General features: G+C 59.4%; 13 protein-coding genes. 4 read left to right on the forward strand and 9 right to left on the reverse strand.

The features are described from left to right. The first annotated feature begins 117 nt into the window (after positions 1-117). Positions 118-1,956 carry a translational GTPase TypA gene (gene typA, locus GSQ80_RS20625; RefSeq protein WP_158789543.1) on the forward strand — a complete coding sequence of 613 codons (1,839 nt, stop codon included), beginning with the start codon at positions 118-120 and terminating at the stop codon, positions 1,954-1,956. A gap of 83 nt (positions 1,957-2,039) precedes the next feature. On the opposite strand, the gene GSQ80_RS20630 is transcribed toward typA, so the two are convergent. Continuing rightward, complete coding sequence (locus tag GSQ80_RS20630; RefSeq protein WP_158789544.1) at positions 2,040-2,651, reverse strand: superoxide dismutase; 612 nt, start codon at positions 2,649-2,651, stop codon at positions 2,040-2,042. A 217-nt stretch (positions 2,652-2,868) separates the two neighbouring features. Here GSQ80_RS20630 and GSQ80_RS20635 point away from each other — a divergent pair, with 217 nt between their 5' ends. Next, complete coding sequence (locus tag GSQ80_RS20635; RefSeq protein ID WP_158789545.1) at positions 2,869-5,337, forward strand: glycoside hydrolase family 15 protein; 2,469 nt, start codon at positions 2,869-2,871, stop codon at positions 5,335-5,337. An 18-nt stretch (positions 5,338-5,355) separates the two neighbouring features. On the opposite strand, the gene GSQ80_RS20640 is transcribed toward GSQ80_RS20635, so the two are convergent. The 4 genes from GSQ80_RS20640 to GSQ80_RS20655 form a co-directional block, all read right to left on the reverse strand. Then, entirely contained in the window at positions 5,356-5,769 is a 414-nt protein-coding gene (locus tag GSQ80_RS20640; RefSeq protein WP_158789546.1) for a VOC family protein, read from the reverse strand. Between the two features lie 76 nt (positions 5,770-5,845). Then, positions 5,846-6,307, reverse strand: a complete 462-nt coding sequence (locus tag GSQ80_RS20645; RefSeq protein WP_158789547.1) for an SRPBCC domain-containing protein — start codon at positions 6,305-6,307, stop codon at positions 5,846-5,848. After that, entirely contained in the window at positions 6,304-7,311 is a 1,008-nt protein-coding gene (locus tag GSQ80_RS23160) for an SRPBCC family protein (protein WP_216850499.1), read from the reverse strand. Before GSQ80_RS23160 ends, GSQ80_RS20645 begins: the two co-directional genes overlap by 4 nt. Then, positions 7,292-7,693 (reverse strand): helix-turn-helix transcriptional regulator, encoded by a 402-nt coding sequence (locus tag GSQ80_RS20655; RefSeq protein ID WP_158789548.1) that lies wholly within the window; start codon positions 7,691-7,693, stop codon positions 7,292-7,294. Before GSQ80_RS20655 ends, GSQ80_RS23160 begins: the two co-directional genes overlap by 20 nt. Before the next feature lie 165 nt (positions 7,694-7,858). Between GSQ80_RS20655 and GSQ80_RS20660 the strand changes: the two genes are divergently transcribed. Next, positions 7,859-9,496, forward strand: a complete 1,638-nt coding sequence (locus tag GSQ80_RS20660; protein WP_158789549.1) for an ABC-F family ATP-binding cassette domain-containing protein — start codon at positions 7,859-7,861, stop codon at positions 9,494-9,496. A gap of 40 nt (positions 9,497-9,536) precedes the next feature. Beyond that, positions 9,537-9,935, forward strand: coding sequence for a DUF2237 family protein (locus GSQ80_RS20665; protein WP_158789550.1), 399 nt, complete (start codon positions 9,537-9,539; stop codon positions 9,933-9,935). A gap of 17 nt (positions 9,936-9,952) precedes the next feature. On the opposite strand, the gene GSQ80_RS20670 is transcribed toward GSQ80_RS20665, so the two are convergent. From GSQ80_RS20670 to GSQ80_RS20685, 4 genes are all read right to left on the reverse strand, one after another. After that, a complete protein-coding gene (locus GSQ80_RS20670) occupies positions 9,953-11,164 on the reverse strand; it encodes a S1C family serine protease (RefSeq protein ID WP_158789551.1) in 1,212 nt (403 codons plus the stop codon). A gap of 89 nt (positions 11,165-11,253) precedes the next feature. After that, entirely contained in the window at positions 11,254-12,429 is a 1,176-nt protein-coding gene (gene ada, locus GSQ80_RS20675) for a bifunctional DNA-binding transcriptional regulator/O6-methylguanine-DNA methyltransferase Ada (RefSeq protein WP_158789552.1), read from the reverse strand. Positions 12,430-12,538: 109 nt separating this feature from the next. Beyond that, on the reverse strand, positions 12,539-13,402 hold the full coding sequence (locus tag GSQ80_RS20680; RefSeq protein WP_158789553.1) for an SDR family NAD(P)-dependent oxidoreductase: 864 nt from the start codon (positions 13,400-13,402) through the stop codon (positions 12,539-12,541). Positions 13,403-13,475: 73 nt separating this feature from the next. Beyond that, complete coding sequence (locus GSQ80_RS20685; protein WP_158789554.1) at positions 13,476-14,042, reverse strand: TetR/AcrR family transcriptional regulator; 567 nt, start codon at positions 14,040-14,042, stop codon at positions 13,476-13,478. Between the last annotated feature and the right edge of the window lie 174 nt (positions 14,043-14,216).

Genomic DNA, 14,216 nt, shown 5'->3' on the forward strand with positions numbered 1-14,216 from the left:
CGCGTTTTTCGCTGGAATCGTCAGCGGTCAGCGCGTCCCCCACGAGAGCTAATTCTGCGCCGCATCCCACGCGCACCCTCGAAAATCAGAAACCCAAGAACAGGAAACCCCCACGCAGTGAGCACTCCTACGACCGCCGAAGCTATCCGCAACATCGCCATCATCGCCCACGTTGACCACGGCAAGACTACGCTGGTGGACGCCATGCTACGCCAGTCCGGTACCTTTCGAACGAACGAAGTCGTTGCCGAGCGCGTGATGGACTCGAATGACCTGGAAAAAGAGCGCGGCATCACGATTCTCGCGAAGAATACGGCTATCCACTACAAGAAGTCGAAGATCAACATTGTGGACACACCAGGCCACGCCGACTTTGGTGGCGAAGTGGAGCGCGCGCTGAAGATGGTGGACGGCGTGGTGCTGCTGGTGGACGCCAGTGAGGGTCCGCTGCCGCAGACGCGCTACGTGCTGTCGAAGGCGCTCGAGGCGAAGCTGACGCCGATCGTGGTGATCAACAAGATTGATCGCCCGGATGCGCGGCCGCAAGAGGTGTTGAACGAGGTGTATGACCTGTTCATCGACCTGGATGCGGATGAGAGCGTTCTAGACTTCCCGGTGATTTACACGAACGGAAAAGCGGGCACGGCTACGATGGATCTGAATGTCCCGGGGACTGATCTGCAGCCGTTGTTTGAGCTGATCTTCCAGACGATTCCGGCGGCGCCGGGAACGGCGGATGGACCACTGCAAATCCTGGTGACGAACCTGGATTACTCGGATTATCTTGGCCGTTTGGCGATTGGACGGGTGTTCAATGGAACGCTCAAGGCTGGCCAGGAAGTCAACCTTTCGCGTGTAGACGGCACGCTGCAGACGGTGAAGGTTACGAAGCTGTTTACGTTCGACGGCCTGAAGCGGATCGACACCGAGGAGACGACGGTGGGCGACATTATTGCTGTCGCCGGTATTCCGGGCATCACGATTGGTGAGAGCTTCTGCGAGCTGGAAGACCCGAAGCCGTTGCCGATTATCAAGATCGACGAGCCGACGATTGCGATCGTGTTTTCGGTGAACAACGGGCCGTTCGCTGGGCGCGAAGGCAAGCTGGTGACGTCGCGCAATATCAAGGAGCGGCTGGAGCGCGAGCTGCTGACCAACGTGAGCATCCGCGTTGAAGACACCGGAACGCCGGATAACTTCAAGGTGCTTGGCCGCGGCGAGCTGCAGCTTTCGGTGCTGATCGAGATGATGCGGCGCGAAGGCTTTGAGCTGATGGTGTCGCGTCCCATGATTGTGACCAAGCGTGTTGATGGTGCGCTGATGGAGCCGTCGGAGATTCTGACCATCGATGTTCCTGAGGCATTTGTGGGAACGGTGATTGAGAAGCTTGGACCGCGCAAGGGCGAGATGGTGAAGATGGCGAATCACGGGTCAGGACGCGTGCGGATGGAGTTCAAGGTTCCGTCGCGCGGACTGATTGGTTTGCGCAACGAGATGCTGACGGAGACGCGCGGGACGATCGTGATGAACTCCATTGCGGGCGAGTACATTCCGTACACGGGCGAGATTCCGCAGCGTCCTTCGGGAGCACTGATCTCGGATCGCCAGGGTGTGACGACGCTGTATGCGCTTGATGGGATCCAGGAGCGCGGCATTCTGTTTCTCGGCGATGGCGTTGAGGTGTATGAGGGCATGATCATCGGCGAGCACTCACGCGACAACGATCTGGATGTGAACTGCGTGCGTGAGAAGAAGCTGACGAATATGCGTGCTTCGGGTTCGGACGACGCGGTGCGACTGGTGCCGTTCAAGAGCCTGACGCTGGAGCAGTCGATCGAGTTCATCGCGGAGGATGAGCTGGTCGAGGTTACGCCGAAGTCGCTGCGCATGCGGAAGAAGATTCTGGCGGTGAATCGCCGGCCGAAGGGTACGCGCGGCGGTAGCACGCTGGAGTAGTGAATTTCTAATGCAATGACAAAAGCCCTCCTGAGCGGAGGGCTTTTTGTCGTCTCTTGCAATTTCCGTTTGTACGCTAATTCTTACTTCTTAGCTTGGGCGAAGCGCTTGTTGATTTCATCCCAGTTGACGACGTCCCACCAGGCGGCGAGGTAGTCGGGGCGGCGGTTGTTGTACTTGAGGTAGTAGGCGTGCTCCCAGATGTCGTTGCCGAGGATGGGGTAGAGGCCTTCGGAGAGGGGCGAGTCCTGGTTGGGCTTGGTGACGATTTCAAGCTTGCCGCCCTTGTAGACGAGGAAGCCCCAGCCAGAGCCGAATTGCTTGGCAGTGGTTTCGTTGAAGAGCTTCTTGAAGTCGGCGAAGCTGCCGAAGTCCTTGGTGATCTGCGTGGCGATATCGCCGGTGGGATCGCCGCCGCCCTTGGGCTTCATGATCTGCCAGAACATGGTGTGGTTGACGTGGCCGCCGCCGTTGTTGCGGACGACACCGCGTACGTCCTCGGGGATGCTGGCCAGGTCGGAGACGAGTTCTTCGGGCGTCTTCTTGCCGAGTTCGGGGTGCTTCTCGACGGCGCCGTTAAGGTTGGTGACGTAGGTCTGGTGGTGCTTGTCGTGGTGTAGCTTCATGGTCGCTTCGTCGATGGTGGGCTCGAGAGCGGCGTAGTCGTAGGGAAGGGGAGGAAGTTCGAAGGCCACTGGAGTTACTCCTTTATCGTTCTGGGTTTTAGGCGATGTGCGCGAAGCTCCGGCTACGCGCTTGGACAATAGAGTTGGATGCACGGGGTGCTCCCGGCGGTGCTGCCTGGATGAGAATAGCGTATTGGCTGGGAGTTTCCGAAGCGGAGGGTGGTGCGCATCTCGAGGTTGGGCGCGTTCATCAAACGGGGGAAGGATTCTGTGGTCGAATACTACTATGAGCGCTTCCAACGGTAACTATCGCTGGCTCGACGACGACGGCCCTGCGTTCGGATGTCCCGGGGTTCAGCCGCGATGGACTTCCAGCGAAAAAGATGCAGTGAGCACGGCGTATGCGGCGTCGACGAAGATCTGGTTTACGGCTTCGCATGGGACGTTGAATGAGATCTACTATCCGACGATCGACCGGCCGCAGACGCGGGACATGGAGTTGCTGTTCACGGACGAGACGACTTTCTTCCACGAAGAGAAGCGTGACATTGCGTATGACTTTCAGTACATCGACGAGAACGCGCTGGCGATTCGCGTGACCGGGCATGATGTGAGTGGGCGGTATACCGTGACCAAGGAGTTCATCACCGATCCGCACCATGCGGTGGTGCTGATGAACGTGAAGTTGACGGGAGATGAGGATGTGCTGTCGCGGCTGAAGTGTTATGCGCTGCTGGCGCCGCATTTGGATGGAGGCGGTCTGGATAACTCGGCGCGCTCGCTGGATATGGCGGGGACCCGGTGCGTGCTGGCGTGGAAGAATGACTTTTCGCTGGCGATGGGAGCGGACTGCGGCTTCACACGTTCGAGCTGCGGCTATGTGGGCTCGAGCGACGGCTATACAGATCTGTCGCAGCACCTGCGCATGACGTGGAATTTTGGCCAGGCGCTGAACGGCAACATTGCCATCATGGGCGAGATTGATATTGCCAAGACGCGTGAGTTTACCGTGGCGATCGCGCTGGGGCGCGGGAATCACTCGGCACTGTCGAACATGATGCAGTCGCTGTCGATTCCATTCCTTCAGCATCGGACGAGGTTTATCGAGGAGTGGCACAGGGCTCCTCCGCCGTTGAGGTTTAGCGAGTTTTCGAGTGACCAGGGGAAGCTGTTGCGGGCGTCGCACGGGGTACTCCTGGCACACGAGGACAAGACCTATTCGGGCGCGTTCATTGCGTCGGCGTCGATCCCCTGGGGAGCGTCGAAATCGGATGATGATTTGGGCGGGTACCACCTGGTGTGGACGCGGGATATGGTGCAGTCGGCGACAGCACTGCTGGGCGGTGGACGGATTGAGTCAGCGCGCGGCGCGCTGGTGTATCTCGCCTGTACGCAGCATCCGGACGGCGGGTTTGCGCAGAACTTCTGGATCAACGGTGTTCCGTATTGGTCGGGGATTCAGTTGGATGAGGTGGCGTTTCCAATCATCCTGGCCTGGCGGCTTTGGAAGGTGAATGGGCTGGGCAAGTTTGATATTGTGCCGTTTGTGACGGCGGCGGCCTCGTTCTTGGTGCGGTATGCGCCGATCACACAGCAGGAGCGATGGGAGGAGAATGCGGGCTATTCGCCGTCGACGCTGGCTTCGGTAATTTCTGCGTTGATCTGCGCGGCGGACATCCTTCGGCAGCATGGCTCGGAAGAGGTGGGCGTATTTCTTGAAGAGTATGCCGACTGGATTGAAGCGCGGTTGGATAAGTGGACGACGACGACCGAGGGGACGTTGGTCCCGGGAATTCCGCATCATTACATGCGGATTCGGCCGCCGGCTGTGGGCGAGTCATTTCACAACAGCCTGATACCTCCAGGGATGATTCATATTGCGAACCGCGGGCCGGGTGAGCAGACGGATTATGAAGCGTGTGAGGTGGTGGATGCAGGATTCCTGGAGCTGGTGCGGTATGGTATTCGCCGACCGGATGATCCGCTGATTGTGGACTCGCTGAAGGTGGTGGATGCGGTGTTGAAGATTGAGACGCCGTCCGGTCCGTGCTGGCGGCGCTACAACCATGATGGTTACGGGCAGCGGAAGGACGGCGGCCCCTACATGGGGTGGGGCCAGGGGCGAGCATGGCCGATCCTGACGGGCGAGCGGGGTCACTATGAGCTGGCTGCGGGGCACGATGTGACGCCGTACATCGCGGCGATGGAGAAGTTCAGTTCTTCCGGCGGGATGCTGCCGGAGCAGGTCTGGGATCATGCGGATCTGCCGGCGGAGGAGCTGTTCTTTGGGCGTTCGGCTGGGTCGGCTCAGCCGCTGGTGTGGGCGCACGCGGAGTATTTGAAGCTGCTGCGTTCCGTTGCCGACAAACAGGTCTTCGACTGCATCTCCGTGGTGCACGATCGTTACATTCTTGGACAGCATCGCGAACACTTCCGCCGCTACCTGGGGATCTTCCAGCTGGGACGACCCATCTCCGCGATCGTGCAGGGCGGCGTGCTGCGCATCGTGGATGCGCAGCCGTTCGCCGTCGTGTACACGACCGACAACTGGGCGACCAAGAATCAACTGGCCGCCCACTCGCTCGGACGCATTGGCTGCTTCGTCGACATTCCGATTGCAGCGGACCAGACAGGCAGCATTGTCTTCACAATGCACTGGCCGGAGCCAGACCGGTGGCTGGGGCGGAATTACGAAGTGGGTGTCCACGCAATACCGCCTGCCCAGCAGCCGACTACGGAGAAGCCGAAGGTCTAGCAGCCCAGTTACGGTGGATTACATTTGCGGACCGGGTACGCTTACCATCCAGCCGACGCCGAACTTGTCGGTGCACATGCCGAAGAGGGGCGACCAGAAGGTTGGGCCGATGGGCATTTGTACGCTGCCGCCTTCTTTGAGGGCGTCGAAGATGCGCTCAACTTCGTCGGTGCTGGGGTCGCTGACGGAGATCTGGAAGCCGCCGAGGGTAGCCTCGCGACCCTTGGGTGCGTCGCAGCCCATGAGCGTTATGCTGCCGACCGGCATCGAGGTGTGCAGGATGAGGTCCTTGGAATCAGGTGGGACGGGTGAGCCTTCTGGAGCTTCTCCGAAGGTCATGGTGAATTGGACTTTGGTGTTGAAGGTTTTTTCGTAGAAGGCGAAGGCCTCACGACACTTGCCGGAAAATACGAGATGCAGATCGGTTTTCATTGTTGTCTCCTTTGGTGCTGGTTGGCGTAGTGGTTGTTGCGTATTACGAAATGAGTTGGCGAACTTTCCGTTGTCCTTAGGCGACGAATGCTTCGAGTTTGTCGAGACTGCTGCTCCAGCCTTCGCGCATGCCCTTGAGGTATTGCCATGCTGCGGCCTTGGCATCGATGACGCGGGTGTGGATGGATATTTCTGTGGCGCCGTCGACCTCGCGAAAGATGACCGTGTTGCGATTGGTGAAGATCGGTTCGCCTTGCTCGTCGAGTGCGGAGGTAAGGAAGACGAGCCGCTCGGGCGGGACGATCTGCTCGTACTCGCCGCTCATGGGAAATACGATGCCGTCTGGCGCGCGCATGTCGATGCGGATGGGGCCGCCGACGCGAAGGTCGATCTCGCAGCGCGGGTTGGTGAAGTGCATCGGCCCCCACCATTGCTGGAGTTTGTCGACCTCGGTCCACGCTTGCCAGACAAGGGATCGCGGGGCGCGGAAGAGACGGGTAAGCTCCATCTCCATGGAAACGGCTGGCGCTGTGCTCATTGTGCCTCCTTTGCGGCTTGTGCGTTGACCAATTCCTCGAGGCGCTCGAAGCTGGATGTCCATCCACCGTTGTGTCCGTCGCGTTCGGCGGTGGTGGCGAAGAAGGCCTGGTGGAAGTGCATGGTAGTTTTGCCGGCGTTCTCTTCGAGGCGAACGGTGATTACGGTTTCGTGCGGCTCGCCATCTTCGGACAGGCCGACGCTGGCGCGGTTTTCCCAGGCGTAGGTGTAGACGAGGCGCTCGGGCGGAACGAACTCGCGGAGGATGCCGCCCTGCCAGATCTCGGTGGGGATGTCGGTCCCGGGACGGTTGCCGCGAAGGCCGATGCGCCAGCGGTCGCCGGGTTTCTTGCCGAGTTCCATGTGGAAAGCTGGGAACTGTTTTGGGCCAGACCACTGCTTCGCCATCTCGGGGTCGGTCCATGCTCGCCATACGAGTTCGCGAGGCGCGTTGAAGGTGCGGGTGATGCGCAGCTCGTGGGCTGCCGGAGCTCCGGCGAGCTTCTCGATGGGATGGGCGCTGCGCTCGTGCAGGTGCGCGTTGAGCCGCTCCATCATTTGCTTGCCGCCTTCGATAGAGCCGTAGTCTCGGACATTCTGGTCGCGCTCTTCTGCTGTTGCAAAGGTGATTCGGACGGTGAAGCGTGTTCCACCTTCTTCGTTGGTGAAGGTCATGCTCTGTTGGAAGTGGATGAGCGGAGCGCCTTCGCGGCAGCCGGTGAGCTCGAGGCCAATTCGCTCGAAGGGAACTACTTCGGTGAAGGTCATCTCGTTGGGGTAGTTGGTGCCGTCTGGGCCGTGCATGACGAGGCTCCACTTGCCGCCGGCGCGAAGATCCATTTCGAGGATGGTGGTGGTGAAGCCCTTAGGCCCCCACCACTGTCCTACTTGCCAGGGATCCGCGAGGGCGCCCCATACCATTGCGCGGGGCGCGGCGAACACTCGTGAGATCACGATTTCATTCGCGGCTGCCGTATCGGTTACGTTACTGGTTGTCTCGACCATGAACCTTCTCCTTGTTATTTGATTGCGTGCCCTTTGGTTCACTTGCGTGTTTCTGTTTCGCTTCCGTTTGCAGCCTTTGCAGGTATTCATCGAGTCGATCGAAACTCTGTTCCCAGAACTGGCGGTATTCGTCGAGCCAGCCGGCGGCTTCCCGGAGGGGTTCAGCCTTTAGCTTGCAGGGACGCCATTGGGCTTCGCGGCCCCGGGTAATGAGGCCGGCCCGCTCGAGCACGCGGAGGTGCTTGGAGACGGCGGGCATGCTCATTTCGAAGGGCTCGGCTAACTTGGTGACAGAGGTCTCGCCGAGCGCCAGCCGAGCAAGAATAGCGCGCCGGGTGGGATCGGCTAGAGCGGCGAAGGTCGAGCTGATCGAGTCATTCATGGCTTGTAGAAAACCTCTTGGTTATGTAACTAATTAGTTAAATAAACTCCGGAGAATGTTTTGTCAAGGGATTTTCTAATGGGGATGAATTTTCTTTGCGAAGCGGCAAGGTGGGCAGTTCGCGGTTGGTAGGAGGGTGACAGGGACCGTGAGAAAATAGTAGTGATGATCTCTGTGTCTAATGTAACGATGCGCTACGGCGCGAAGCTCCTTTTTGAGGACGTCTCGGTGACGTTCACGGCTGGCCGCCGGTATGGTCTAACGGGTCCGAACGGTGCCGGCAAGTCTACCTTCATGAAGGTGTTGACGGGCGAGATTGATGCCCAGAAGGGCACCGTGGTCCGCCCCAAAAAGCTTGGGGTGTTGAAGCAGAACCAGTACGAGTTCGATGCCTTTCGTGTCGTCGATACCGTCATCATGGGCAACAAGGCCTTGTGGGCGGCGATGGAAGAGCGCGAAGTCATCTACAACAAGCCGGAGATGACGGACGCGGACGGTTCGCGGCTGGGCGAGCTTGAGGGCATCGTCGGCGACGAGGATGGGTATGAGGCCGAGGCCAATGCGGCGGTGCTGCTGCAGGGGCTGGATATTCCAGACGAGCTGCATGAGCGCAAGATGAGCGAGCTGCAGGGCGGGCAGAAGGTGCGTGTGCTGCTGGCGCAGGCGCTGTTCGGCAACCCGCAGGCGCTGCTGCTGGATGAGCCTACGAACTATCTGGATCTTGAGTCGATTCACTGGCTGGAGGATTTTCTTGGGCGGTACACCGGCACCGTTATCGTGATCTCGCATGATCGGCATTTTCTGAACAATGTTTGTACGCATATCGCCGACATCGATTACGAGACGATCATTACCTACAACGGTGGATATGACGATATGGTGCTGCAGAAGACCAGCATTCGGACGCGCATTGAGAGCCAGAATGAGCAGCGCGAGAAGAAGATTGAACAGCTGAATGATTTCATTGCGCGCTTCTCGGCGGGTACGCGGAGTTCGCAGGTGAACTCGCGCAAGAAGGAAGTGGAGCGGCTGGCGACGAGCGAGCTGGCGCGATCGAATATTGCGCGGCCGTATATTGCGTTCAAGATGGATCGGCCTTCGGGTAAGACCGTGCTCGAGTTCGAGAACGTGAACAAGAGTTATACGCAGCCCGATGGGAAGACAGAGCATGTGATCGACAACTTCTCCGCGATGGTTCAGCGTGGCGAGAAGGTGGTGTTGATCGGGCGCAATGGCCAAGGCAAGACGACACTGCTGAAGGCGCTGCTGGCGAATGCTCCGGGGATCGAGGAGAAGGACGTCTCGATTGATTCGGGCGTGGTGAAATGGGGGCACGAGGTTTCGATTGGTTACTTCGCACAGGACCACAAGGGGTCGATTGAGCTGGGAATGACGGCGCAGGACTGGCTGCACCAGTACGATCCGAAGGCCGTGAAGGAAGACATTCGCGGGATTCTCGGGCAGATGCTGTTCAAGGGCGAAGAGGGTCTGAAGATGACCAATGCGCTGTCGGGTGGCGAGGCGGCACGCTTGTTGTTCTGCAAGATCATGCTGCTGAAACCGAACGTGCTGGTACTCGATGAGCCGACGAACCATTTGGATCTTGAGAGCATCAATGCGCTGAACCAGGCGATCCAGAAGTACGAGGGAACGGTGTTCCTGGTGACGCACGATCAGGATTTGATTGAAGAGGCTGGGACGCGGATCTGGCACTTCGAGGGTGGGCCGAACGACTTCCACATCACGGATCACAAGGGGCCGTACGAGGAGTATCAGCAACAGCTTGCGATGACGGCGAAATAGCTGGAATTCATTGTTGGCGCTGCAGGAATACAATCGAGCCATGGATACCAGCCCGAAGATCTCAACTCAGAAAAACGTTCTCGGCCAGCCGTTGGAGACTTGCAGCAAAGAGCCGTTGACTGGTTTCTACCGGGATGGCTGCTGCAATACAGGCCCTGAGGATCTGGGCGCGCACACGGTTTGTTGTCTAATCACCGAGGAGTTCCTGGTTGCTTCTGCTGAGCTGGGCAATGATCTGTCGACGCCGATGCCGCAGTATGGGTTTCCTGGTTTGAAGCCGGGAGATCGCTGGTGCGTGTGCGCGGCGCGTTGGCTGGAGGTTCAGCGGGCGGGCGCGGCGTGTCCCGTGATGCTGGAAGCGACGCATGAAGCGACGCTGGAGATTATTCCGTTTGAGATCCTGCTGCAGTATGCGGTGATTCCCGAGACACTGCACTAGATCGCAGCGAAACAGGATTAGGCTTCCTGTCCGCTCGGTGCCTGCTTGGCGTCGGAGAGCGTGACCTTGATCTTCATCGGCTGCTGTCCACGATAGATCTCAAGGACCACGGTATCTCCTGCATGGTGGGCGTTGAGGGCGTTGGAGAGATCCTGTGGGGATGTGATCTTTTGATCATCGCAACCGACGATCAGGTCGCCGCCGAGCATGACTTGGGTGCGGCCCTTGTAGGCTAACTGGTTTCCGCCTTTCAGGCCGGCTTGTGCAGCCGCGCCGCCGGGCAGCACACGCATGATTAGAATGCCGTAGTCGGCGGGCAGGCCGATCTGCTGTGCCTCATCGGGGCCGATGGGCAGGGTGACGATATCGAGCGAAGGACGGCGCGCGTGGCCGTACTTCATGATGTCTTCGACAACGGCTTTCGCGGTAGAGATGGGAATAGCGAAGCCGATGCCGGCAGATTGATCTGCGCCACCGTTGGGGTTCGACGCGATCATGGTGGTGATGCCGACGACATCTCCGTGAGAGTTGAGAAGAGGGCCACCGGAGTTGCCGGGATTCACGGAGGCGTCGGTCTGGATTGCGTCTTCAATGCGATTGCCGGAGGGGAGGAGGACGGAACGGATGGCGGAGATCATGCCGCGGGTCATGGTGCCGGACAAGCCAAACGGGTTGCCGATGGCGTAGACCTGTTGGCCGACGAGGAGGTGGGTGGAGTCGGCAAGCGTTGCTGGTTGAAGGTCTTTGGCGCCAGTAATTTGCAACAGGGCGACATCGTGGACAGGGTCGACGCCGATGCGCTTTGCCTGGTATTGCTTGTTGTTCCAGAGGGTCACCTGGACGGTCTGCGCGTCGTCGATTACGTGGTAGTTGGTGAGGATGTGGCCCTGGTTATCAATGATGAAGCCGGAGCCCTGGCCCTGCTGGGGGACTGGGCGTAGGAAGAAATCGCAGCAGACTACTTCGGTGCTGGTGATGTTGACGACCGAGGGGAGGGCTTTTTTGTAGACGGCGATGTTCTGGAGCTCTTCGGTGTCGTATGCGGGGGCGGCGTTGGCTTCGGTGAGGGAGAAATCGGGTGTGGGCGAGGTGGTGGTGGTGGTCGCCGGTAAGTTGTTTGGAGTGTGATGCATGAGGCCGGCCATGGCTCCGGAGGGAAGCCAGTGGGTGGTGAGGAAGTAGAAGCCGCACAGGATCAGGAGAACCAGAAGAACAGGACGCAGTTTCATCGATCGAAGACCTACTTGGCGCAGATGCGCCCGCTGTTTCCTATTTTACGTGCAGACTTAGCTCGGTTTCGCGATGCAAGTCGTATGCTTCAACCCTGTTTCGTACGTTCGGTTGTGGTTTGGAGTTCCCTGGGTGGGATTTGCTCAAGAGCTAACAGCTGGCGTTTGCGGTCGGTGCCCCAGCGGTAGCCGGTGAGCTTGCCGTCGGAGCCGACGACGCGGTGGCAGGGGATGACGACGGCGAGGAGGTTCGAGCCGCAGGCGGTACCGACGGCGCGGACGGCCTTGGGGGAGCCTACCGCTTCGGCGATCTGGGAGTAAGTGCGGGTCTCGCCGCGGGGGATCTCGAGGAGGGCCTGCCAGACGCGCTGCTGGAAGGCGGTGGCGCGGACGTGGAAGGGGAGGGTTTGGGCGGTGGGGTGCTCGGTGAGGCGGGAGAGGACGAAGGTGACGGCTTCAGTCAGGGCGGCGTCGGAAGTTGAGGGGCGAAGGACGGCCTGGGGGAATTGCTCGCGGAGTTCGACGGCGAGCTCGGGGTCGGAGTCACCAAACATGATGGCGCATAGGCCGCGTTGGGTGGTGGCGACGAGGAGGCGGCCGAGGGGGGAGTTGGTGGTGGTGTAGTGGATGATTTCGCCGGCGCCGCCGGATTTCATGGCGGAGGGGCTCATGCCGAGGGTCTGGTCTACACCTTCGTAGAGGCGGGAGGAGGAGCCGAAGCCGGCTTCGTAGACGGCGTCGGTGATGGAGAGTTTGGGGGTGCGGACTTTGTCGCGGAAGCGGTCCTTGCGCTGCTCGCGGGCGAAGTCGCCGGGGGTGACGCCGAGGACGCGTTTGAAGCCACGCTGGAGAGCGAACTTACCGAGGCCAGCGGCGGCGGCGAGGTCGTCGAGCTTGGTGCGTTCGCCGGCGTGGGTGGTGAGGAAGCTGGCGGCTTTGGCGATGGCTTCGGCTTGGGGGTCCGGTTTGGGGGTGACTCGGGTGGGCTCGCAGCGGAGGCAGGGACGGAAGCCGGCGGCTTCGGCGAGCGCGGGGGTGGGGAAGAAGCTGACGTTCTTGCGCTCGGGGCGGCGGCTGGGGCAGGAAGGCCGGCAGAAGATGCCGGTGGATTTGACGGCGTAGACAAATTGGCCGTCGGCGGCAGCATCGCGCGCGAGGACTTGCTGCCAGGCGCGGCCTGCGAAGACGGACGGGGTTGAGGTGCGGGCTGGCTTGCTGGTGGGCATGGGGTTGATTTCGTTGAGGGTGAAGATTGAGGTCGCCATACCAGTATCGTGCATGCGGGGTGTGGGTGGGCGCACTCCGGGGATTGCGGGGGAAGTTTGGGTCGGTCAAAAAAGGTCAGGCCGGGCATGGAGATGCCCGGCCGGCTGGTTAGCGGTTGACTAATCCGGGGATGACGGGCGCGTCCGGAAAGACGGTGGAAAGGGTTAGCTCGCGATATTTCGCAGCTTCTTCCGCACGTGCCGTCTCGACAATCTGGACGCGAACTTCCGCATCTTTGCCGAGGATCAGACGCTTTGGCACATCCTCTGAGCTGGCGAGGTTCACGATGAGCTCGGCAATCCTTTTGGGGTCGCCCTCTGCTTTTCCACGAACGGAAGCCAGTAGCTTGTAGATTGCACCTACCGACTCTTCGTAGTCGGGCAAGAGTTCGGGCGAATTCTCTCCCGCTCTCTGCGCCCAATTAGTACGGATGCCGCCGGGCTCCAGCGTGCACACCTTTACGCCAAACGGAGCGACCTCAGCGGCGACCGAGTCACTGAAGCCGCCGACCGCCCACTTGGCGGCATGGTACGGCGAGTTTCCTGGGAAAGCGATGCGACCACCGATGGAGGAGATTTGAAAGATGTGTCCGCTCCTCTGCTGGCGCATCACTGGAATCGCCGCTTGGGTCGTGTAAACGACACCGAATAAGCAGGTTTCGACGACGTCGCGGAATTGTCCCGAAGTGATCTGCTCGAACGGAGCCATAAAGCCGTAGCCTGCATTGTTTACGAGGACATCGAGTCGACCATACTTGTCGACAGCGGTCTGAACTGCGGCCTTCGCTGCGGCTTCATCGCGAACGTCCAACGTTACGGGCGTGATGCGCTCCCCGTATTGCTCCACTAGAGAGCCGAGTTCCTCGAGGCGTCGGGTTCCGGCGACGACACTATCTCCAGCAGCAAGGGCAGCTTCCGTGACGTCACGCCCCAAGCCATTTCCACTTCCGGTAATCAACCAAACTTTAGCCATGTCATTGGCCTCCTATAGAAGTAGATTCAATAATGAGCAAGTGGTTGCTCATTTATTAAGATCGGGGGAAAAATTATTTCGCCATTCGCCAGAAGGCATCGAAGGCCTGCTCGATAAGTTTGGCTTTTTGATTTGGCTTTTTCGTAACCATCTCCATCACAGCCTCTTGCATGGCGATCATTGCTGAGGCGGCGAAGCCTGGGGGCAAGTCCTTGAATGCGCCACGCTTGCTAAGTTCCTGAAGGGTCTGCGATATCTCTCCACGCTCTGGAAAAACCTGTTGCTTGGTGTCGGCTGAGATGGCCGGGTAGAGGTGCAGCAACATCGAGACTCTGCGCTCCTGCGGCTTATCGATAGCCCACCGCAGATACTCCGTCCAAATATGCCGGGCACGTTCCCGTAGTCCAGATCGGTCCGGAAAATCCAGGTGAACTCGTCGATATGTTTCAGTCTTCAGTTCGATGTAGAGCTCGTTGAGCAGATCTTCTTTCGAGGCAAAGTAAGTGAACATCGTTCCCTCGGCGAGACCTGCTCCCTTAGCGATGCTTGCGGTCGACGCGCCGAGGCCGCTTTCAGCAATCTCGCGCACGGCCGATTGAAGAAGCGCCTGTCGTTTTTCCGGACTCCTTGCTCGGGCCATGCTAATGATGCTATCGCAGCAACATGGTTGCGAGCCTTTATGTATCTATTTGCCAGCGGGCCGTAGGTCGACCGATCAGACACGTAAATGTAATTTGGCCGGTAACCCGGCGGTCACTATAGAATTCAGCAACAGTATCTTGCCTAGACATCAACTGTTGAGGCTGCCAGGAAC

This window comes from Granulicella sp. L46 (genome assembly GCF_009765785.1).
Classification (GTDB): Bacteria; Acidobacteriota; Terriglobia; order Terriglobales; family Acidobacteriaceae; genus Granulicella.

Coding starts and splice junctions, on each gene's coding strand:
- ada (WP_158789552.1), bottom strand. CDS start 12,429: ATGGCGACCTCAATCTTCACCCTCAACGAAATCAACCCCATGCCCACC.
- GSQ80_RS20645 (WP_158789547.1), bottom strand. CDS start 6,307: ATGAGCACAGCGCCAGCCGTTTCCATGGAGATGGAGCTTACCCGTCTC.
- GSQ80_RS20655 (WP_158789548.1), bottom strand. CDS start 7,693: ATGAATGACTCGATCAGCTCGACCTTCGCCGCTCTAGCCGATCCCACC.
- GSQ80_RS23160 (WP_216850499.1), bottom strand. CDS start 7,311: ATGGTCGAGACAACCAGTAACGTAACCGATACGGCAGCCGCGAATGAA.
- GSQ80_RS20660 (WP_158789549.1), top strand. CDS start 7,859: ATGATCTCTGTGTCTAATGTAACGATGCGCTACGGCGCGAAGCTCCTT.
- GSQ80_RS20680 (WP_158789553.1), bottom strand. CDS start 13,402: ATGGCTAAAGTTTGGTTGATTACCGGAAGTGGAAATGGCTTGGGGCGT.
- GSQ80_RS20635 (WP_158789545.1), top strand. CDS start 2,869: ATGAGCGCTTCCAACGGTAACTATCGCTGGCTCGACGACGACGGCCCT.
- GSQ80_RS20685 (WP_158789554.1), bottom strand. CDS start 14,042: ATGGCCCGAGCAAGGAGTCCGGAAAAACGACAGGCGCTTCTTCAATCG.
- GSQ80_RS20665 (WP_158789550.1), top strand. CDS start 9,537: ATGGATACCAGCCCGAAGATCTCAACTCAGAAAAACGTTCTCGGCCAG.
- GSQ80_RS20640 (WP_158789546.1), bottom strand. CDS start 5,769: ATGAAAACCGATCTGCATCTCGTATTTTCCGGCAAGTGTCGTGAGGCC.
- GSQ80_RS20670 (WP_158789551.1), bottom strand. CDS start 11,164: ATGAAACTGCGTCCTGTTCTTCTGGTTCTCCTGATCCTGTGCGGCTTC.